This is a genomic window from Saccharothrix hoggarensis, assembly GCF_042678885.1.
Lineage (GTDB): Bacteria > Actinomycetota > Actinomycetes > Mycobacteriales > Pseudonocardiaceae > Actinosynnema > Actinosynnema hoggarensis.
In genome coordinates, this window is the sequence record NZ_JBHTLK010000004.1 from 19468 (window position 1) to 37527 (window position 18060).

The 18060-nt window shown below is 72.7% G+C and carries 23 protein-coding genes; 9 read left to right on the plus strand and 14 right to left on the minus strand.

Annotation, left to right across the window (positions count from 1 at the left end; all coding sequences use genetic code 11):
• Positions 1-27 precede the first annotated feature (27 nt).
• Positions 28-882 carry an SDR family oxidoreductase gene (locus ACFQ3T_RS01515; RefSeq protein WP_380718874.1) on the plus strand — a complete coding sequence of 285 codons (855 nt, stop codon included), beginning with the start codon at positions 28-30 and terminating at the stop codon, positions 880-882.
• A gap of 12 nt (positions 883-894) precedes the next feature.
• On the opposite strand, the gene ACFQ3T_RS01520 is transcribed toward ACFQ3T_RS01515, so the two are convergent.
• Positions 895-1173, minus strand: a complete 279-nt coding sequence (locus ACFQ3T_RS01520) for a YciI family protein (RefSeq protein WP_380718876.1) — start codon at positions 1171-1173, stop codon at positions 895-897.
• Positions 1174-1237: 64 nt separating this feature from the next.
• Between ACFQ3T_RS01520 and ACFQ3T_RS01525 the strand changes: the two genes are divergently transcribed.
• The 5 genes from ACFQ3T_RS01525 (at position 1238) to ACFQ3T_RS01545 (ending at position 5144) form a co-directional block, all read left to right on the plus strand.
• Positions 1238-1816: a SigE family RNA polymerase sigma factor gene (locus ACFQ3T_RS01525; RefSeq protein WP_380718878.1), complete on the plus strand. Its 579-nt coding sequence runs from the start codon at positions 1238-1240 to the stop codon at positions 1814-1816.
• A gap of 319 nt (positions 1817-2135) precedes the next feature.
• Positions 2136-3041: an ROK family protein gene (locus tag ACFQ3T_RS01530; protein WP_380718880.1), complete on the plus strand. Its 906-nt coding sequence runs from the start codon at positions 2136-2138 to the stop codon at positions 3039-3041.
• Positions 3038-4195 carry an N-acetylglucosamine-6-phosphate deacetylase gene (gene nagA, locus ACFQ3T_RS01535; RefSeq protein ID WP_380718882.1) on the plus strand — a complete coding sequence of 386 codons (1158 nt, stop codon included), beginning with the start codon at positions 3038-3040 and terminating at the stop codon, positions 4193-4195. Before ACFQ3T_RS01530 ends, nagA begins: the two co-directional genes overlap by 4 nt.
• A gap of 4 nt (positions 4196-4199) precedes the next feature.
• Positions 4200-4394: a hypothetical protein gene (locus tag ACFQ3T_RS01540; RefSeq protein WP_380718884.1), complete on the plus strand. Its 195-nt coding sequence runs from the start codon at positions 4200-4202 to the stop codon at positions 4392-4394.
• Between the two features lie 9 nt (positions 4395-4403).
• Positions 4404-5144 (plus strand): DedA family protein, encoded by a 741-nt coding sequence (locus ACFQ3T_RS01545; RefSeq protein ID WP_380718886.1) that lies wholly within the window; start codon positions 4404-4406, stop codon positions 5142-5144.
• A 197-nt stretch (positions 5145-5341) separates the two neighbouring features.
• On the opposite strand, the gene ACFQ3T_RS01550 is transcribed toward ACFQ3T_RS01545, so the two are convergent.
• Positions 5342-6715, minus strand: a complete 1374-nt coding sequence (locus tag ACFQ3T_RS01550; protein ID WP_380718888.1) for an FAD-binding oxidoreductase — start codon at positions 6713-6715, stop codon at positions 5342-5344.
• 139 nt (positions 6716-6854) lie between these two features.
• Here ACFQ3T_RS01550 and ACFQ3T_RS01555 point away from each other — a divergent pair, with 139 nt between their 5' ends.
• Positions 6855-7526 carry a DedA family protein gene (locus ACFQ3T_RS01555; RefSeq protein WP_380718890.1) on the plus strand — a complete coding sequence of 224 codons (672 nt, stop codon included), beginning with the start codon at positions 6855-6857 and terminating at the stop codon, positions 7524-7526.
• Between the two features lie 13 nt (positions 7527-7539).
• On the opposite strand, the gene ACFQ3T_RS01560 is transcribed toward ACFQ3T_RS01555, so the two are convergent.
• A complete protein-coding gene (locus ACFQ3T_RS01560; protein WP_380718892.1) occupies positions 7540-8175 on the minus strand; it encodes a nucleoside/nucleotide kinase family protein in 636 nt (211 codons plus the stop codon).
• Positions 8157-8981 carry a PfkB family carbohydrate kinase gene (locus ACFQ3T_RS01565; protein ID WP_380719026.1) on the minus strand — a complete coding sequence of 275 codons (825 nt, stop codon included), beginning with the start codon at positions 8979-8981 and terminating at the stop codon, positions 8157-8159. The genes ACFQ3T_RS01560 and ACFQ3T_RS01565 overlap by 19 nt, the downstream gene beginning before the upstream one ends.
• Before the next feature lie 77 nt (positions 8982-9058).
• Between ACFQ3T_RS01565 and ACFQ3T_RS01570 the strand changes: the two genes are divergently transcribed.
• Complete coding sequence (locus ACFQ3T_RS01570) at positions 9059-10015, plus strand: LacI family DNA-binding transcriptional regulator (protein ID WP_380718894.1); 957 nt, start codon at positions 9059-9061, stop codon at positions 10013-10015.
• 57 nt (positions 10016-10072) lie between these two features.
• On the opposite strand, the gene ACFQ3T_RS01575 is transcribed toward ACFQ3T_RS01570, so the two are convergent.
• The 5 genes from ACFQ3T_RS01575 to pyrE all read right to left on the minus strand — a co-directional run bounded on the left by ACFQ3T_RS01575 (position 10073) and on the right by pyrE (position 13631).
• Complete coding sequence (locus ACFQ3T_RS01575; RefSeq protein WP_380718896.1) at positions 10073-11152, minus strand: glycoside hydrolase family 76 protein; 1080 nt, start codon at positions 11150-11152, stop codon at positions 10073-10075.
• A 25-nt stretch (positions 11153-11177) separates the two neighbouring features.
• Positions 11178-11864, minus strand: a complete 687-nt coding sequence (locus tag ACFQ3T_RS01580; RefSeq protein WP_380718898.1) for a TrmH family RNA methyltransferase — start codon at positions 11862-11864, stop codon at positions 11178-11180.
• A gap of 33 nt (positions 11865-11897) precedes the next feature.
• Complete coding sequence (locus tag ACFQ3T_RS01585) at positions 11898-12281, minus strand: DUF2784 domain-containing protein (RefSeq protein ID WP_380718900.1); 384 nt, start codon at positions 12279-12281, stop codon at positions 11898-11900.
• A 104-nt stretch (positions 12282-12385) separates the two neighbouring features.
• Positions 12386-13075 (minus strand): hypothetical protein, encoded by a 690-nt coding sequence (locus tag ACFQ3T_RS01590; protein ID WP_380718903.1) that lies wholly within the window; start codon positions 13073-13075, stop codon positions 12386-12388.
• A gap of 1 nt (position 13076) precedes the next feature.
• On the minus strand, positions 13077-13631 hold the full coding sequence (pyrE, locus tag ACFQ3T_RS01595) for an orotate phosphoribosyltransferase (RefSeq protein WP_380719028.1): 555 nt from the start codon (positions 13629-13631) through the stop codon (positions 13077-13079).
• Positions 13632-13684: 53 nt separating this feature from the next.
• Between pyrE and ACFQ3T_RS01600 the strand changes: the two genes are divergently transcribed.
• The gene (locus ACFQ3T_RS01600) at positions 13685-14254 is read left to right on the plus strand and encodes a hypothetical protein (RefSeq protein WP_380718905.1); all 570 of its coding nucleotides are present in this window, start codon (positions 13685-13687) and stop codon (positions 14252-14254) included.
• 457 nt (positions 14255-14711) lie between these two features.
• Here the strand turns inward: ACFQ3T_RS01600 and ACFQ3T_RS01605 are convergent, their stop codons facing one another.
• From ACFQ3T_RS01605 to ACFQ3T_RS01625, 5 genes are all read right to left on the minus strand, one after another.
• Positions 14712-15143: a hypothetical protein gene (locus ACFQ3T_RS01605; protein WP_380718907.1), complete on the minus strand. Its 432-nt coding sequence runs from the start codon at positions 15141-15143 to the stop codon at positions 14712-14714.
• A complete protein-coding gene (locus ACFQ3T_RS01610; protein WP_380718909.1) occupies positions 15140-16054 on the minus strand; it encodes a WXG100 family type VII secretion target in 915 nt (304 codons plus the stop codon). Before ACFQ3T_RS01610 ends, ACFQ3T_RS01605 begins: the two co-directional genes overlap by 4 nt.
• On the minus strand, positions 16051-16404 hold the full coding sequence (locus ACFQ3T_RS01615; protein ID WP_380718911.1) for a hypothetical protein: 354 nt from the start codon (positions 16402-16404) through the stop codon (positions 16051-16053). Before ACFQ3T_RS01615 ends, ACFQ3T_RS01610 begins: the two co-directional genes overlap by 4 nt.
• A gap of 69 nt (positions 16405-16473) precedes the next feature.
• Positions 16474-17253, minus strand: coding sequence for an SDR family NAD(P)-dependent oxidoreductase (locus ACFQ3T_RS01620; RefSeq protein WP_380718913.1), 780 nt, complete (start codon positions 17251-17253; stop codon positions 16474-16476).
• Positions 17250-17945, minus strand: a complete 696-nt coding sequence (locus tag ACFQ3T_RS01625) for a type III secretion system chaperone family protein (RefSeq protein ID WP_380718915.1) — start codon at positions 17943-17945, stop codon at positions 17250-17252. The genes ACFQ3T_RS01620 and ACFQ3T_RS01625 overlap by 4 nt, the downstream gene beginning before the upstream one ends.
• Positions 17946-18060: the final 115 nt, after the last annotated feature.

An 18060-nucleotide genomic window follows, 5' to 3' on the forward strand; every position in this document is an offset into this window, starting at 1 on the left:
CCGGCACAGCAGCCTGAGGAGGTCACCGTGGACGTTGCGGGCAAGGTTGTCCTGATCACTGGCGCGGCCAGGGGCATCGGCGCGGAGGTGGCGCGGCGCCTGGCCGCGAGGGGCGCGAAGCTCGCCCTGGTGGGCCTGGAGGGCGACCAGCTGCGCCAGGTGGCCGAGCAGTGCGGCGGCAGGGCGTGGGAGGCCGACGTCACCGACTGGGAGGCGCTGGAGACCGCGGTGAACGGCGTGGTGGACCACTACGGCGGCATCGACGTCGTCGTCGCCAACGCGGGCATCGCCGCCACCGGGTTCGTCCGGTCGATGGACCCGGCCGCGTTCGAGCGGGTCATCGAGGTCAACCTGCTCGGCGTGTGGCGGACCGTGCGCACCTGCCTGCCGCACCTGATCGCGAGCCGCGGCTACTGCCTCGTCGTGTCGTCGCTGGCGGCGATCGTGCACATCCCCGGCAACGCGGCCTACTCGGCGGCGAAGGCGGGCTGCGAGGCGTTCGCGGACAGCCTGCGCGCCGAGGTGCGGCACCTGGGCGTGGACGTCGGCGTCGCCTACTTCTCGTGGATCGCCACCGACATGGTCAACAGCGCCGACCGGCACCCCGTGTTCGGACCGCTGCGCAGCGGCATGCCGGGCCTGGCGGGCAAGAAGTACCCGGTCTCCGACGTGGGCAAGGCCGTGGTGCGGGCCATCACCCGCCGGTCCAAGGCGGTGCACGTGCCGGGGTGGGTCGGCGGCCTGAAGCTGTTCCGCGCGTTCACTCCGAAGGTGGTCGACCGGCAGGCACCGAAGTCGGTGCCCGCCGCCGACCGCGAGATGGCCCAGCGGGACCTGTCCGGCCTCGTCGGCCCCGGCGGCACCGCCGCCGAGAAGCGCTAGCCGGACCGTCCGCTAGACCCAGGCGCCCATCACCGTCTGCCACTCGTGCACGCGCGTCTCCGCCACCACACCGGCGTGCGTGTACGGGTCGGCGGCGATCACGTCCCGCAGCTCGTCCTCGTCCGCGACCTCGTAGACCAGCAACGCGCCGGTCTGGTCGACGTACGGGCCGGCGACGAGCAGCGCACCGCGCTCCACCAGCGTGGACAGGTACTCCCGGTGCGCCGGCCGGACGGCCAGCCGTTCCTCCTGGTTGTCCCCGTACACGAACTCGACCGCGAACCGAGCCATCGAAGCCCCCTTCGTTGTGCGACGCCGCGCCGAAGCTACCCCGTGACGGGGTAACGTCTTTTCCGTGGTCGGTCCCGATCGGAACAGCGGCGGCATCGCGCGTGTGCAGGACACGCTGACGAACCTGCGGATCCAGGACGGCGTGGCACCGGCGCCGACCGGTCCCCTCACCCTGGAAGACCTGTACCGCCAGCACCGCATGCGGCTGGTGAGGTTGGCGCTGCTGCTGGTCGACGAGCCCGCCACGGCGGAGGACGTCGTGCAGGAGGCGTTCACCGGCCTGCACCGGAACTGGACCAACCTGCGGGACGCGCAAGCGGCCGTCGGCTACCTGCGGACGGCTGTGGTGAACGGTTCGCGCAGCGTGCTGCGGCGTCGCAAGACGGCCCGCGACTACACCCCGCCGCACGTCGCCAACGCTCGGTCGGCGGAGAGCCTCGCCATGCTCACGGCGGAGCACCAGGCGGTCGTGGCGGCCCTGTCCCAGCTGCCGCCGAGGCAGCGGGAAGTGCTCGTGCTGCGGTACTACGGCGACCTGTCGGAGGCGGAGATCGCGGACGCCACCGGCATCAGCAAGGGCACCGTGAAGAGCACCGCCAGCCGGGCGCTGGACGCCCTGCAGAAGATCATGGCCGGCAACTAGACCGTCCGCCCGACCGCGACCCCGCCGGGCGCTGTGCCTCACCGGCGGGACGCACCTCTCGCCGGCCCGGCGCACCTCGCCGGCACATGCCGAGCCCCGTTCGAACCTGCCGAGTCGCGGCCGAGCCTTCGCCCCGAACCGCCACCCGCGCTTCCGCCGAGCACCCGCGGCCGACCCCGGTCACGCCCCGGTCTGGCCCCCTCAGGCACGCGTCAGACCCCCGCCAGGCACCCGGACGGGCCCCGGCGTCACCCCGGACGAGTCCAATCCGGTACTTGGTATAGACCAATGGCGGTCACATGCCGCAGTATCGGTCCTCGTGGCGCGCACCAGACACGTGATAGCCGTCGACGTCGGCGGAACAGAGACCAAGGCCGCCCTGGTCACCGGCACCCCCACCGGGGTGCGGCCGGTGACGCAGCGGCGCCGTCCGACCCGACCCACGGGCGACGCCGTGGTCGAGGACGTGACCGCCTTGGTCGACGAGTTGCGCGCCTCCGCGGACCACCCGGTCGACGCCGTCGGCCTCGTGGTGCCGGGCATCGTGGACGAGGCCGCGGGCGTCGGCGTCTACTCCGCGAACCTCGGCTGGCGCGACCACCCGTTCCGCAAGGAGGTCGAGGCGGCCACCGGCCTGCCCACCGCCTTCGGCCACGACGTCCGCGCCGGTGGCCTGGCCGAACTCCGCCAGGGCAACGCGCGCGGCCTCGCCAACGCGGTGATCGTGCCCATCGGCACCGGCATCGCCGCGGCCCTCGTCCTGGACGGCCGGGTCTCGTCCGCGCCGGGCGAGGTCGGGCACGTGGACGTCGGCCACGGTGACCCGTGCGGGTGCGGCCAGACGGGTTGCGTCGAGGCGCGCGCGAGCAGCGCCGCGATCGCCCGTCGTTACACGAAGCGGACGAACCGCCAGGTCAACGGCGCGGCGGAGGTGGCCCGACTGCTCGCATCGGGCGACACCGACGCGGCGGACGTGTGGCGTGAGGCCGTGGACGCGCTGGCTAGGGGCATCCTGCTGGTAGCCGCGTTGTTGGGACCGGAAGCCGTGGTGCTGGGCGGCGGCCTGGCACTGGCGGGCCCGTTGCTGACGGACCCGCTGGGCGCACGACTGGACGAGCTGACCACGTTCCAGCGGCGCCCGGAACTGCGGCTGGCGGCGTTGGGTGACGAGGCCGGGTGCCTCGGTGCCGCGCTGCTGGCCATCGACATGCTGGAGGAGAGATGAGCACGTGGGGTGGACCCGTGGACGTGACCCTGACCGGTGGTCGGGTCGTCACGCCTGACGGGGTGCTCGAACAGGGTTGGGTCGCGGTGCGCGACGGCCTGATCGCGGCCGTGGGCGAGGGGGCGGCGCCGGACGGTCCGACGACGGACGTGAACGGGGGGTGGCTGGTACCGGGGTTCGTGGACATCCACTGCCACGGTGGCGGCGGTGAGGCGTTCACCAGCGCGGACCCGGCCCGGGTGATCAAGGCGGCGAACGCGCACCGCCGGCACGGCACCACCACGCTGATCGCCAGCCTGGTGTCGCGGCCGGTCCCGGAGCTCGCCGACCAGGTCAAGGCGCTGACCGAGCTCGTGCGCGACGGCGTGGTGGCCGGCATCCACCTCGAAGGGCCGTTCCTGTCCGCCGCGCGCTGCGGCGCGCACGACCCGGCCATCCTCCGCCCACCGGAGCGCGGCGCGATCGACACGCTGCTCGACGCGGGCGGCGGCGCCGTCCGGATGATCACCATCGCGCCCGAGCTGGAGCACGGTGTGGACGCCGTGCGCCACCTCGTCGACAACGATGTCCTCGCCGCCATCGGCCACACCGACGCCACCGAGGCGCAGATCCGGCCGGCCGTCGAGGCGGGCGCGACCGTCGCCACGCACCTGTTCAACGGGATGCGGCCGCTGCACCACCGCGAGCCGGGGCCGATCGGCGCGCTGCTGGACGACGAGCGCGTCACCGTCGAGCTGATCTGCGACCTGGTGCACCTGCACCCGACCGCCGTCCGGCTGGCCGCGCGGCACGCGGGCGTGCGGCGGACGGTGCTGGTCACCGACGCGATCGCGGCGGCGGGCGTGGGTGACGGCGTCTACGACGTGGGCGGCCTGGAGGTGCGCGTGGTGGACGGCGTGCCGACGCTCGCCGGCGGCGCGTCCCTCGCGGGCAGCACGCTCACCATGGACGCGGCGTTCCGCAACGCGGTGGCGTCGTGCGGCCTCACGATCGAGGAGGCGGTGCACGCCACCGCCACCCGTCCGGCGCACCTGCTGGGGCTGGCGGGGCGGACCGGCGAGCTGCGGGCCGGTCTGGCCGCCGACCTGGTGGTCCTGGACACCGAGTTGAAGCCGCGCGAGGTGATGAGCCGGGGCGCGTGGGTGAAAGACTGACCACGTGCCCGATGACCACGAGAAGCTGGTGGCCGACGCCCTCCGCGCGCAGGCCACCAGCTCCGGCGCGCACCCCGTCACGCCGTCCCGGCCCTCCCGACCTGCCCGGACGCCGCTGGGGGCGGGCTGGGTGCTGCTGCTCTCGGTGCTGCTGGGGCTGGCCGCCGGGACGGTCGTGGCGGTGATCACGCTCCGCTGAGCCTGTACCTTGGCACCCGTGACGGTCGCACTCACCTCCACGGTTGCCCTCGGCCCGGACTGGCTGGACCCGCAGATCCTGCTCCAGGGACTCGGGCCGTACATGCTGGTCGGGCTGTGCTTCATCGTCTTCGCGGAGTGCGGCCTGTTGGTGGGCTTCTTCCTGCCGGGCGACTCGCTGCTGTTCACGGCGGGCCTGTTCGTGGCCTCGGGGCTGCTGGACTACCCGCTGTGGCTGGTGTGCCTCCTGCTCACGGCCTGCGCCCTGCTGGGCAACGTCGTGGGTTACTGGATCGGCCACCGCGCCGGGCCGGCGCTGTTCAACAAGCCCGAGTCGAAGATCTTCAAGAAGGAGTACGTCGACAAGACGCACGAGTTCTTCGACAAGTACGGCGCCCGCGCGATCGTGATGGCCCGGTTCGTGCCGATCGTGCGCACGTTCATCACCGCCATGGCGGGCGTCGGCCGGATGGACCCGCGCAAGTACTTCACGTACTCGCTGATCGGCGGCATCGCGTGGGCCGCGGGCCTGACCGTCCTCGGCTACTTCCTCGGCCAGATCCAGTTCGTGCGCGACAACCTCGAGATGATGCTGATCCTGATCGTGCTGCTCTCCGTGGTGCCGATCATCATCGAGGTCATCAAGGCGCGGCGGGAGAAGAAGTCGCTGCTCGCCCAGGAGGCGGCCGACATCACCCAGGTCATCGACCTGGTGGACGACAGCACCCAGCAGATCAAGCGCATCGACTAGCCGCCCGCAACGCCGGTCCACGATCTCCCAACCGCACCCCTCGCGAGGTCGCGTCGGTCGTTCGCGCCTCATTTTCTGCGATCACGCTTTCCGATCGCAGAAAATGAGGGGCGAACGACCGACTTCCAGGCGACCGAGCCGCCGTCTGCGGAGCAGCGGCCATTTACACCGAGCCGCCGTCTGCGGAGCAGCGGCCATTAGACGGAGAACATCGACCCCGGGTTGAACAGGTTCGCCGGGTCCAGCGCCCGCTTGATCTCGCGGTGGACCCGCATGCCCACCGGACCGATCTCCCGCTCCAGCCACTCGCGCTTGATCTTGCCGATGCCGTGCTCGCCGGTGACGGTGCCGCCGAGCGCCAGGCCGAGGGCGAGGATCTCGTCGAACGCCCGCCGCGCCCGCGCGAACTCGTCCGCCGACGACGGGTCGTAGACGATCGTCGGGTGCATGTTGCCGTCGCCCGCGTGGCCGACGACGGCGATCCGCAGCCCGACCGATTCGCTGATCCGCTCGCACCCGGCGATCAGGTCCGCGATCCGGGTCCGCGGCACGCACACGTCGTCCGTCAGCCAGGCCCCGTAGACCTCCAGCGCCGTCAGCACGGCCCGGCGCGCCGTCAGCAGGTCACGCCCTTCGCCCAGGTCCTCCGTCGCGTAGACGAGTTCGGCGCCCGCCGCGACGCACGCCTGCTCGATCGCGGCCAGCTCGCGCCGGCCCGCCTCACCGCCCGAGTCGGACTGGCAGAGCAGCAGCGCCGCGTCCGCGTTGAGGTCGGTCTTGAGGTACTGCTCGACGGCCCGGATGGACGTGCGGTCCATGATCTCCATCAGGGACGGCACGATGCCCTCGGTCACCACGCGGCTCACCGCCGCGCCCGCGTCGGCGGTGCTGTTGAACGCCGCCACGAGCGTCGCCGGGGCCTGCGGCAGGGGCCGCAGCGCCAGAGTCGCGCGGGTGATGACGCCGAGCGTGCCCTCGCTGCCGACGAACAGCTTGGTCAGGTCGTACCCGGCGACGCCCTTGACGGTCCGCCTGCCGGTGCGCAGCAGCTCGCCGTCCGCGAGCACCACGTCGAGGCCGAGCACGGAGTCCGTCGTGACCCCGTACTTCACGCAGCACAGCCCGCCCGCGTTGGTGGAGAGGTTGCCGCCGATCGTGCACCAGTCGTAGCTGGACGGGTCCGGTGGGTAGAACAGCCCGTGCTTCTCCACGGCGCCGCGGAGGTCGAGGTTCACCACCCCCGGCTCGACGACGGCCAGCCGGTTGTCCGGGTCGATCTCGACGATGGCGTTCATCTTCGTGGTCACGAGCACCACGCAGCCGTCGATGGCGTTGGCCGCGCCGGACAGCCCGCTGCCCGCGCCGCGCGGCACGATCGGCGTCCCCGCCGCCGCGCAGGCCCGCACGACCGCCTGCACCTGCTCCGCCGACGTCGGCAGCACCACCGCCAACGGCTGCCCGTAGGGCGCCAGCGGCATCATGTCGCGCTGGTAGCTCGCGGTGACGTCGACGTCGGTCAGCACCGCGTCGGCGCCGACGGCGGAGCGGAGTTCGGCGAGCAGTGACTCCATCTCCCCACGCTAACCCCGCGACCGGTGATCACTCCAGCACGTGTTCGGGCCCGCACGGTCCGCCACGACGCCAAGGCTTCGGCAAGGCGTTATCGCCATGTCGCCGAGGCGACCCGCCGGTCCCACGTAGGCTGCCCCTGTGGTGTTGTCCGCGACGACCGAAGCCGCAGGGTTCATCGACCTCGATTCCGCAGGCCCGTTGGCCGTGTGGTTGATCACCCTGAGCTTCATCTTCTTCGAGTGCGCGTTCATCTTCGGCTTGTTCCTGCCGGGTGACTCGCTGCTGTTCGCCGCCGGTGTGGTGCTCGCGTCGCACGACGGTGAACTGTCGGCCTGGCTGCTGTCGCTGGCCGCGTTGGTGGTGGCGGTCGTCGGCAACCAGATCGGCTACTACATCGGCAGGCACACCGGGACGCGCCTGCTGGCCCGTCGCGGCGGCAAGGTGCTCAACAAGGAGAACCTCGCCAAGGCCCGCGACTTCCTCGACCGGCGCGGCTTCTGGGCGATCGTGCTGGCCCGCTGGATCCCGTGGGTGCGCACGCTGGCCCCGATGATCGCGGGCGCGGCGCGGATGGACCCGAAGCGGTTCATGCTGGCCACGACCATCGGCGCGATCGCGTGGGTGCCGACGCTGGTGCTCGCCGGCTATTACGGCGCGGGCCTGCTGACCGCGGTGCCGTGGCTGGAGACGGCGGCGGTGGTCGTCAGCATCGCGTTCTTCGTCGGCGGCACGGCCTACGGCCTGTACCGCTACAAGCAGGAGATGAAGAAGCCCGTGGACGACGAGGCCCTGCCCGCCACCACGCAGTGACCGGGCGTGCCCGTCACAGCACCTCGGTGATGAGCAGGTCGGCGGCCGACTTCGACGCGTTCACCATCAGCGCGTTCACGTGGTCCGTGCCGTGCAGGACCCGCTCGCGCGCGTCCTCCGCGGACCGCCCGTACCGGACGTGCCGGTCGATCAGCCGCGCCACCCGCAGCTCCTCGTCGATCAGCAGGAACCACGCCTCGTCCAGCACGACCCGCACGCGCTTCCACTTGTCGTACTGGAGCAGCAGGTAGTTGCCCTCGGTGACGACGAGCGGCACGGACGGGTCGACCGGCACCGCGCACGCGACCGGCTCCTCGATCTCCCGGCGGAACTCGGGCGCGTAGACGACGTCCGGCCCGCACGCCTTCAGCCGGCCGAGCAGGTCGACGTACCCCGGGATGTCGAACGTGTCCGGCGCGCCCTTGCGGTCGGCGATGCCGAGGCGGTCCAGCTCGCGCTGGGCGAGGTGGAAGCCGTCCATGCCGACCAGGGCGGCGTCGTCGCCGAGCGCGTCGACCAGCCGGCGCGCCAACGTCGACTTGCCCGAGCCCGGCGCGCCGCCGATGCCGAGGAGCTTGCGCTCGCCGGTGTCCACCAGCAGCCGCGCCCGGTCGACCAGCTCGTCGAACTTCACCCGCTGTCCCGCCACCGTCCCAGCTCCTCCACCCAGTCCCACGCGGTGTGGCGCACCCGCACCGCGGCGACCTCGTTCGCCCAGCGGACGGCGTCGTCCACGTCCCGTCCCTCGGCGACCGCGACCGCCAGCGCGCCGTGCCACACGTCGCCCGCGCCGTTGGTGTCGCGCACCTCGACAACAGGTACCGGTTGCGCGCCCGTGGCACCACCGCGCGACCAGGTGACGGGCCCCGGACCGTGCGTGCGGATCACCAGCGGCACGCCCCGGGCGTGCACCTCGTCCTCGGACAGCTCGAAGGCGGCCGAGCACGCGGCGACGTCCACCAGCGGCAGCAGGTCGTCCAGCACAGGCTTCCAGCTGCCCGCGTCCAGCACCACCGGCACGCCGGCACGTCTCGCGTGGCGTGCGGCGGCCAGGGCCAGTGGCCCGAGGTGGCCGTCCACCAGCACCACGTCCGCCGCCTCGACCAGCGCCGGGTCCACGTCGGCCGGCACGTCGGAGCCTGCCGCGTTGCGCGAGATGACGGTCCGCTCGCCGTCCCGCTCGCGCACCGCGACCATGCTCAGCGCCGGACCACCGCCGCCCACCGAGTGGACCTCCACCGGGTGCAGCCGGGACCGCGCGAAGCCGCCCAGCTCGCCGTCCAACGCGGTCAGCAGCACCGCCCGGCTCCCCAGCGCGGCCACCGCGCGCGCCGCGTTCGCCGCCGGACCGCCCGGTGCCAGGTGCACGCCCAGCGACTGCACCTTCTGCCCCGGGACGGGGAACTCCACCACCCGTTGGCTGACGTCCACGGTCGTCAGCCCGACACACAGCACAGAAGGCACGGCCCGACCCTCTCACCCGGTAAAGTCCCCACGCAATCGCTTGCGCCAGCCCGAACGGGGACGAGTCCATGGTCACCATGCGGGAGGTCGCCAGTATCGCCGGCGTCTCCATCACCACGGTCTCACACGTGATCAACGAGACCAGGTCCGTCGCGGACGCCACCAGGGAACGGGTCCTCAAGGCGATCGAGGAGACGGGCTACACGGGTGACGCCATCGCCCGGTCCCTCGTCACGGGCGGCACGAAGTCGCTCGGCCTCGCGGTGTCGCTGGTGTCGCACCCGTACTTCGCCGAGCTGATCGCGGCGATCGAGAGCGAGTCGACCCGCGCCGGCTACACGCTGGTGCTGATCGACACCCGCGACACGGCCGAGTCCGAGCAGGCGGCGGTGCGGATGCTGCGGTCGCGACGGGTGGACGGGGTGCTGCTCACGCCCACGTCGGGATCGGCCGCGCTGCCCGAGCTGCGCCGGCTCGGCGTGCCGACCGTGCTGGTGGACCGGCTGACCGTGGCGCAGGACGTCGACCAGGTCGGCCCGGAGAACGTGCAGGCCACGTCGGCGCTGGTGCGGCACCTGGCGGAGCTGGGGCACCGGCGGATCGGCCTGGTGTCCGGCCCGGCCGGCGTCGCGACCACGGACGAGCGGGTGCTCGGCTACCGCCTGGGCCTCGGCCGCGCCGGGCTGGCGTGGGACGAGGAGCTGGTGCGCCCGTCGCTGGACCCGCTGCTCGGCCGCGTCACGGGTGTCGTGGTGAGCGACCACCAGGTGCTGATGGACGTGCTGCGGACGGCCCGCGCGCGCGGCGTGCGGATCGGCTCGGAGCTGGCGCTGGTGACGTACGACGAGGTCGAGTGGGCCGAGCTGGTCGACCCGCCGCTGACGTCGATGGCGCAGCCGGTGGAGGAGATCGGGCGGACGGCGGTGCGGCTGCTGCTGGCGCGCATCGCGGACCCGGACCGGGCGCCGGAGACGATCCGGCTGCCGCCCGAGCTGCGCCACCGCCGGTCGTGCGGCTGCCACTGACCCGCGCGCCGCTTACCCGCGTGCCACCGACCCCCGTGCCACCGACCCGCGTGCCGCTCAGCGTTCGGTCGGCGTGATCCCGTTGCGCTCCAGCAGCGCGGCGGCCTCCAGCGCCATCCACCCGCCCAGCTGGACGGACAGGTCGCGCTCGGGCCGCCCCGGGCGGGGCTCCTTCGCGGGCTCCGACCAGTCCGGGCCGAACAGTGGCCCGCTCACCACCGCCGCCCGGTTCGCCCACAGCGCGTCGGCGAACCGGAACACGAGGTCCGCCGCCCGCGCCGCCTCCGGGCGGTCGAGCCGCAGCGCGGCCTGGGCCAGGTACCGGGCGAGGATGCCGCCGAACAGCCCGCCGTCGCCGCCGCCGTGCCCGCGCAGGACGCCGTCCGCGGCGAGGTGCTCGTCCACGGCGGTGATGATCCGCGCCGCCTTGTCCCGGTAGGCCGCCGAGCCCAGCTCCACGCACGCGCCGAGCGCCACGCCCTGGCAGTACGTGTAGAAGTTCTTCTCGATCTCGCGGACGGTGCCGTCGGGGTGGACGTGCAGGCCGTCCCACAGCAGCCCGGTCTCCCCGTCCACCAGGGCGTCCTCGATCCAGTCCACAATGGACCTCGCGCGGCCGAGGTCGGCGCGATCACCCAGTCGGGCGAACAGGATCGCGGCCGGGCCGTTCGCCGGGACGTTCTTGAAGTCGTCGTGGCGCTTCCACCAGATGCCGCCGCCACCGTGGTCGGTCCACCCGCCCCGCAGCCGGTCCGCGATCGTGGCGAGCGCCTTCGGCCGGGCGAGGCCGACCTCCCGCTCGGCGCGCAGCAGCGCCAGCCCCAGCCACGCCACGTCGTCGTAGTAGTCGTTGACCCACCCGACCAGGTTGCGCACCCGGATGCCGCGCACGAGCCGCCGGACCAACGCCGCCCTGGCCGGGCTCGGCGCGCGCAGCTGCGCGTCGAGCACGCAGTCCAGCAGGTGCGCCTGCCACCAGTAGCCGAACCGGACGTGCAGGCGGCCCGGCCAGTCGACCGGCCACGCGACCGCGCCGAGCGCCGTGCCGGGCAGGCCCCAGACCCGGCGCAGGTGCCGGGACTCGACCGCACGTTCGGCGACGCCGGCGCGGGCGGCGCGGATCTTGGGCGTGGTCACCCCACCAGGGTGCCCACTCAACCGATCAAGAAGCTCGGCGGAACAGCTCCCAGTGGTACAGGCCCATGGCGACGCTCGTGGTCAGGTTGTAGCTCGACACCTTCGGCCGCATCGGCAGCGACACCACGAGGTCCGCCCGCTCCCGCACCGCGTCCGACAGCCCGTGCCGCTCGGACCCGAACGCCAGCACGGCGTCGTCCGGGATGCGCACGTCCCGCAGCTCCCGCCCGCCCGCGTCGAAGGCGATCACCGTTTCCTCGACCTCGCCGAGCCCGCCCAAGCGCCCCACCGGCAGCGCGAAGTGCAGCCCCGCGCTGCCCCGCAGCACGTTCGGGTGCCACGGGTCGACGTCGCCCAACGACACCACGCCACCCGCCCCCAACCCGGCCGCGACCCGGATCACGGCACCGAAGTTCCCCAGGTTGCGCGGGTTGTCCAAGAGCACCAGCGGCGCGGTCCGACCCCCGAAGACCGCCGCCGGCCGTTCCGCCAGGCCCCCGACCCCGGTCGGGTGCGACCGCCCGACGACCTCGACGAACCCCGCCGCCCCCACGACCTCGGCGCGCGCCTCGAACAGGTCCACGAGGTCCGGCGCGTGCGACCGCGCCAACCCGAGCGCCCCCTCCAGGTCGACCACCACCAGCCGGCCGACCACGGCCCCGAACCGCAACGCGTGCTTGACCGCGTGAAACCCCTCGAGGACCACTCGCATCGGGCGATGATGACCGACCCGCGGCGGCCGGGATCAGGCGGGTCGGCCCCGCGTCGGGCTGCCCTGCGAGGTGCGTCGTCTCAGGTAGTACCCGACCCACGACGCGATGACGACGACCGCCACCAGGACTTGCACCGGGCGTGCGGCCGACTCCGGGTACAGCACGCCGTCGATGTAGGTGTCGATGAACCCGGTCGCCAGCTCCGGTTGGCCCGCGGACACCCGCAACGCGTTCTCCAGCCACGTGAGCGGGCACGCGATGGGGAACACGACGACGAGCAGCCCCCACGCCGCCATCGCCAGGTGGAAGTACAGCACCCTCGGCCGGCGCCAGGCCAGGAAACCCCCGACCACCAGGAAGACCAGCACACCGAAGTGCGCCACCATGACCAGCTCGGCTAACGCGCCCGCGACCATAGCGACCTCCCGGAACCCAGAGTAGGCCGGGGAACGATCACGCGCCCGTGAAATTCCGGGCATCGCGGCGGCACGGCGTCGCGGCGGCATGGCGGCCGCCGTGGTCAACCCCGCGGAAGGGCCTGCCACGGCACCCGGCCCGCCACGTCCAGCAGCAGGTCCGCCAGGTGCCCCAACGGCGCCTGCAGCAGCGGGCCGGGCACGGCGGCGGCGAGGTTGTGCTCGTCGAACGCGATCGCCACGCCGTTGGCCCGGGGGTCGTGCAGCAACGCCTGCGCCAGACCGGAGTTGAGCAGCGCGGGCGCGAAGGCGGGGTTCTTGCGGCGCACCTCGTACCGGGCGTCGAACGCCGGGTCGCCGGTGGTGACGAACTGCTCGAACACACCCCACACCGAGTCGTTGCGGGGGCTGATCAGCACCCACGGCCCCGGCATCGGGCGCGGCACGACGACCACCGTGTACGTGCGGTACTCGGACGTCACCACGTTGTCCGCGCGGAACACCACCTCGACCGCCAGCACGGGCACCCCGCGCCAGTGGCCGACGAGCTGGAACTTCACCCGGCTCCGGTCGGCCTCCAGCATCCGGCCGATCTGCGGCACGCGTTCCTGGAACCCCTGGTCCTCGGCGACGAACCGCCAGCCGAGGGACGCCTCCAGCGCGCGCATCCGCTGCTCCCACTCGTTCACGAACTGCTGGTTCGTGAACGGGTTGCGCTTGCGCCGCGACAACCCCACGGCGACCCCGGCACCGAGGATCGCCACGACGGCCAGGAGCAGGACCAGGGCGGTCATGTCAGGCCAGGCCCAGGTCGGTGAGGTCCAGCAGGTAGCGGTACGGCAGGCCGGCCTCCTCGATCACCTCGCGCGCGCCCGTGCCGCGGTCCACGACGGTCGCGACGCCGACCACCGTGGCGCCGCCCTCCCGCAGGGCCTCGACGGCGGTCAGCACGCTGCCGCCGGTGGTGGACGTGTCCTCGACCGCCAGCACCCGCTGCCCGGCGACGTCGACGCCCTCGATGCGGCGCTGCATGCCGTGCTGCTTGGCCGCCTTGCGCACCACGAACGCGTCCAGCACCTCGCCCGCGCCCGCCGCGGCGTGCATCATCGCGCACGCCACCGGGTCCGCGCCCAACGTCAGCCCGCCCGCCGCGACGTAGTCCCAGTCGGCCGTGAGCTGCCGCAGCAGCGTGCCGATCAGCGGGGCGGCGGCGTGGTGGAGCGTCGCCCGGCGCAGGTCGATGTAGTAGTCGGCCTCGGCGCCCGAGGACAGCGTCACCTTGCCGTGCACCACGGCCAACTCGCTCACCAACCGCGCCAGCTCGGCTTTCGCGGCGGGGTCCAGAACCACATCAGTTCGCACGGCTGCCAAGAGTGTCATACCGGGCCGTACGCTGGCACACCGTGACCCTTCCCGGCACCGACACGTTGATCATCGAGCAGCCCTGGGGCGTGCTGCGCCACCTGGTGAGCACCAAGTACCGGAGCGACGTCTACGACGGGCACGGCGCGCCGATCGCGACGGTCGGCGAGCGCAGGATGCTCGGGCCGCTGCGGAAGCTGCTGCGCGCGACGGCGTTCTCCGGCCGCACGGGGTTCGACCTGGTCCTCACGCACCACGGTCGGCAGGCGCTGCACATCCGCAAGGGCGCGGGCAAGCCGCCGACCCGGGTGAGCCTGCCCGACGGCGCGGTGATCGGTGCGGTGCGGCACGAGGGGCACGGCGCGTACGCCCTGCTCGACCCGGCCGGGCAGCGGCTGTGCCTGCTGCACGAGGTGGCGTCGTTCAGCCCCGGCGCCCTGGCCAAGCGCGACGGCCGGCGGGTGCGGCGGGACGTGCTCAACCTCCGCCCGGGCACCCCCGACCCGGTGCGCTCCCTCGCCATCGCGGCGGCCGTGGCGTACGACGTGGTGCGCGGTGTCGGCACGACCCACACGAGCAGCGGTGGTTTCGACTTCCCGACCCTGACCTGACCACCCACCCGGGACCTGGTCGGCCCCGGTCCACGCCAACTCACCTGCCCGCTCACGTGGCGGGAGAACGCGTCGCCGGTGACGGCCGGTGTCGCTAAAGGACAGCCTGCGGCGACACGCGCCGCGCCGACCCAGCGGTGAACCCGCAGTGGCAAGCGCCGCCGAACCCAATGTGGCAAGCGCCGGCGAGCCCCCACAGCGCAACTGCCGCTCAGCCCGCGGTGGCAAGCCCGACCCCCACAGCGGCAAGGGCTGCCGAGCCCGCAGCGGCAAGTGCCGCCGAGCCCCACAGCGCCAATCGCCGGCTACGCAGGCGTCCCCGCCAGGGGACCCCTGCTTTTATCCTGCACCACAACTCCGACAGTTCGGTTCGGCCAGGTCGAACCTGTGGACAACTCCGGGGTGTGAGCCACGACCGCACTCACACCCGGCGCCCTCGACCTGACCGCACCCGCGACTACCAGGCGTCCTCGGTGAACCGGTTCGGCTCGTCGTCGTCATCCCCACGACCACCCGGCCGCGGCGTGCCCGCCGAGATCACGTCCTCGGGGTCGTCGCCCTCCTGGATCGCGGTGTACGCGCGCTGCAGGTCCGGGACGCCCGTCTGCAACGCCCGCTGCACGCCCTCGTCGTCCAGCGCGCGCCCGGACGCGATGTCCTCCCACGACATCTCGCCCGCGTCGACCCGCCGCGCCAGGTCCTTCAGCTCACGCGGCGCGCCGGGGCTGTTCGCGTACCGGGAGATCTCCGCGAAGTCCGCCTGCGTCATCCCGCGCGACCGCATCCGCACCTGGCTCGCCTCACGGGCGGTCTGCTCGACGTTGGCCATGCGCTGCTCCACGTCGGCGACGAGCGCGTCCAGCCGTGCCTTGTCGTACGGGAACGTCATTGCCCGTCACCCCCACCGGAACCCGAACCGGAGCCCGAGCTCGCGCCGGCCGGAGCGGGCGCCGGTGAGCCCGGCGGCGGCTGGCTGCGGCCGTTCGCCGCGACCCCCGCCTTGCCCAGGCTGTAGCCGCCCATCGCGACGCCGAGCGCGCCGGACTTCGCCGCGGCCACGCCGTTGTCGTACTTCTCCTTGCCGTCCTGGTACCCGTCGACCACGTCGAGCAGGTCGCTGACGTCGCGCACGTCCTTCAGCTTGGACAGCGCGGTGCCCATCGCGACGACGCCGTCGATCATGCCCTGGACGCCCTCGATCAGCGTCTGGATGGAGATGATGATCTTTCGGATGGCGTCGACGATCTGGATCGCGTCGTACACCATCCACACGGCACGACCCCAGCCGACGACCGGGATCCACGCCGTCATCGCGGCTTCCATCAGCTTGCTGACGAGCATGTCCAGCAGCGTCAACGCCAACCCGCACGCCGTGCGGCACGTGCTCGCCGTCGACCGGAACTGGTTGCCGATGATCCGCGCGACCTGCGAGTCCGCCTCGATGGCGATCACCCACATGGTGCCCATGCGCGTCTCGAACGCCTTGGCCGCGTCACCGTCCCAGTGGGACGACAGCTGCTCCGCGCCCGCGTCGACGTTGTGCCGCACCGAGTCCAGCGCCTTGGCGACGCGGTCCCACGCGTTGGCGTTCTCGTCGATCTTCTCGAAGTCGCCGAGCAGCGGCTTGATTAGCGCGTCGAGCAGGTTCTCGCCGGTGACCTGCTCGTAGATCCAGTTGACGCCCTGGATCTTCCAGCCCGCCTTCTCGATCAGCTCTTTGGTGGACTGGCGACCGGGCCGGTTCTCCGCCGCCGCGCTGAGCGCGACCGACGGGTCCTCGACGTCCGCGTACGTGGTCATCGGCCACCTCCGAGCGAGGGCGCCTCGGCGACGGTGTGGAGCTGCGCCAGCACGCGGTCGAGGAGGCTCATCGCCATCTCCTCGCTCTTCTCGTACATGTCGGCGGCCTTGTTCAGCCCGTCGGCTTCCTTGGTCATCATCTCGTTCGCGAAGTCGAGGGTCTCCCCGTACAGGGACGCCACACCGGTCACGATGGGCTGCAGCAGCGACAGCAGACCGGTGAACCCGGAGGTGTCACCGCCCTTGGAGATCGCGTGTTCCTTGATCGTCAGGAAGTGCTGCGCGTTGCGGGTCAGCAACTCGCTGTACCCGCGGAGCTCCGGCGGCTCCACTTTGAACTGTTCGCCCATGGACGGTGTTCCTCCCTGTTCCCACTAGAGCAGTGGGACGGGTGGAACGGGGTTCAGGTTCCCGACGATCTACGTGCGTCCTCGGCCGCCGGCCGCGCGCGACGCCAACCGCCGGACGAGCGCCCGCGGGACGAGGCGGGCGAACAGCGTGATCGCCTTGTACTGGGCGCCCGGGATGGACAGCGGCTTGCCCGCGCGCAGGTCGGCCAGGCAGTCGTGGACGACGCGGTCCGCGTCCAGGTAGAGCAGGTCGGGCGTCTTCGACATGTCGATCCGCGCCCGCTGGTGGAACTCGGTGCGCACGAAGCCGGGGCACAGCGCCAGCACGCGCACGCCGGTGCCCGCCGTGGCCATCGCCATGCCCTCGGAGAACGCCGTCACCCACGCCTTGTCGGCGCTGTACGTGGTGCCGCGGCCGGGCAGGAAGCCGGCCACGCTGGACACGTTGACGACCGCGCCGCGTCCGCGCGCCACCATGCCGGGCAGCGCCGCGCGGGTCAGGCGCAGCACGCTGGTCACGTTCACGTCGAGCTGGGACTGGAGCTCGCGCGGGTCGGCGGCGAAGAACTCCGACGAGATCGCGAAGCCCGCGTTGTTGACCAGCAGGTCCACCTCGCGCGCGGCCAGGAAGCCCTCGACCGCGGCACGGCCCTCCTCGGTGGCCAGGTCGGCGGGCAGCACCTCGGCGGTGATGCCGTGGGCGGCGCGCAGCTTGGCCGCCGTCTCCTCCAGCCGGTCCACCGATCGGGCGACGAGCACGAGGTCGTGGCCCTCGGCGGCGAGCCTGCGGGCGAACGCGGCGCCGATGCCGGACGACGCGCCGGTCACCAGGGCGGTCGGCGGCGTCACGGCTTGCGGCCGAACTGCGGGCGGTGGACCTCGCCACCGGCGTCGGACTCGGGGTCCGCCTCGAACGGGTCGATCACGTCGGCCAGCTCGCCGAGGTCGCGCAGCAGCCGTTCCAGGCGGGCGGGGGTGGAGTTGGGGGGCGCGGCGGCCAGCACCCAGTCGTCCTCCAGCCAGACCACGGTGACGTCCGCGCCGATCTCCTCGGCGGCGTCCACCAGGTCGGGGGTGATGAGCTTGCGCGCGGCGGGCAGCTCGCTGACGAACGCGTACCGCGAGCCGACGGGGCCGAGCAGGTCGGGCATCTGGTCGCGCTGGAACGGCACGCTCGGCAGCCACAGCTCGATGACCACGGACAACGCCCGCCGGCAGCGGACGCCGACGAGCACGGAGTTGACCTTGCCGTTGGTCTCGTGGTCGAGCACGTAGACCTGGCGGCGGCCGTCCGCGGTGAAGGTGGAGCCCGCGACGACGTCCTTGGCCACGCCGGTGCCGTAGTAGGCGATCGCACCGCTCTCCCAGCGGGTGGGCAGCACGTGGTCGGTCTCCTCGAACTGCCAGCCGCGCAGCGCCGCCCAGCGGCGGCGTTCGCGGTTACGCGCGGTTCGCTGCGCCCGGTCGGTGGCGAGCAGGGCGAACCCCGCGACGCCCGCGACCGCGGCGACGGTGAACCAGACCCACGCCGGTATGCCCACGGTGCGAGCGTAGCGGGCGGCGGTGCTCAAACGAAGATCACTTGGCTCGTGGTTCGCGCAAACGGATCAAGCTGTTACCCGGATCGCGGGCCGGGCGACGACTGGCAGTGCGCGT

Excerpts from the sequence above, each read along its gene's own strand:
- ACFQ3T_RS01590 (WP_380718903.1), bottom strand. The coding sequence starts at position 13,075 with ATGACCGCCCTGGTCCTGCTCCTGGCCGTCGTGGCGATCCTCGGTGCC.
- ACFQ3T_RS01550 (WP_380718888.1), bottom strand. The coding sequence starts at position 6,715 with ATGGAGTCACTGCTCGCCGAACTCCGCTCCGCCGTCGGCGCCGACGCG.
- ACFQ3T_RS01615 (WP_380718911.1), bottom strand. The coding sequence starts at position 16,404 with ATGGGCGAACAGTTCAAAGTGGAGCCGCCGGAGCTCCGCGGGTACAGC.
- ACFQ3T_RS01520 (WP_380718876.1), bottom strand. The coding sequence starts at position 1,173 with ATGGCTCGGTTCGCGGTCGAGTTCGTGTACGGGGACAACCAGGAGGAA.
- ACFQ3T_RS01580 (WP_380718898.1), bottom strand. The coding sequence starts at position 11,864 with ATGCGAGTGGTCCTCGAGGGGTTTCACGCGGTCAAGCACGCGTTGCGG.
- ACFQ3T_RS01585 (WP_380718900.1), bottom strand. The coding sequence starts at position 12,281 with ATGGTCGCGGGCGCGTTAGCCGAGCTGGTCATGGTGGCGCACTTCGGT.
- nagA (WP_380718882.1), top strand. The coding sequence starts at position 3,038 with ATGAGCACGTGGGGTGGACCCGTGGACGTGACCCTGACCGGTGGTCGG.
- ACFQ3T_RS01570 (WP_380718894.1), top strand. The coding sequence starts at position 9,059 with ATGGTCACCATGCGGGAGGTCGCCAGTATCGCCGGCGTCTCCATCACC.
- ACFQ3T_RS01610 (WP_380718909.1), bottom strand. The coding sequence starts at position 16,054 with ATGACCACGTACGCGGACGTCGAGGACCCGTCGGTCGCGCTCAGCGCG.
- ACFQ3T_RS01605 (WP_380718907.1), bottom strand. The coding sequence starts at position 15,143 with ATGACGTTCCCGTACGACAAGGCACGGCTGGACGCGCTCGTCGCCGAC.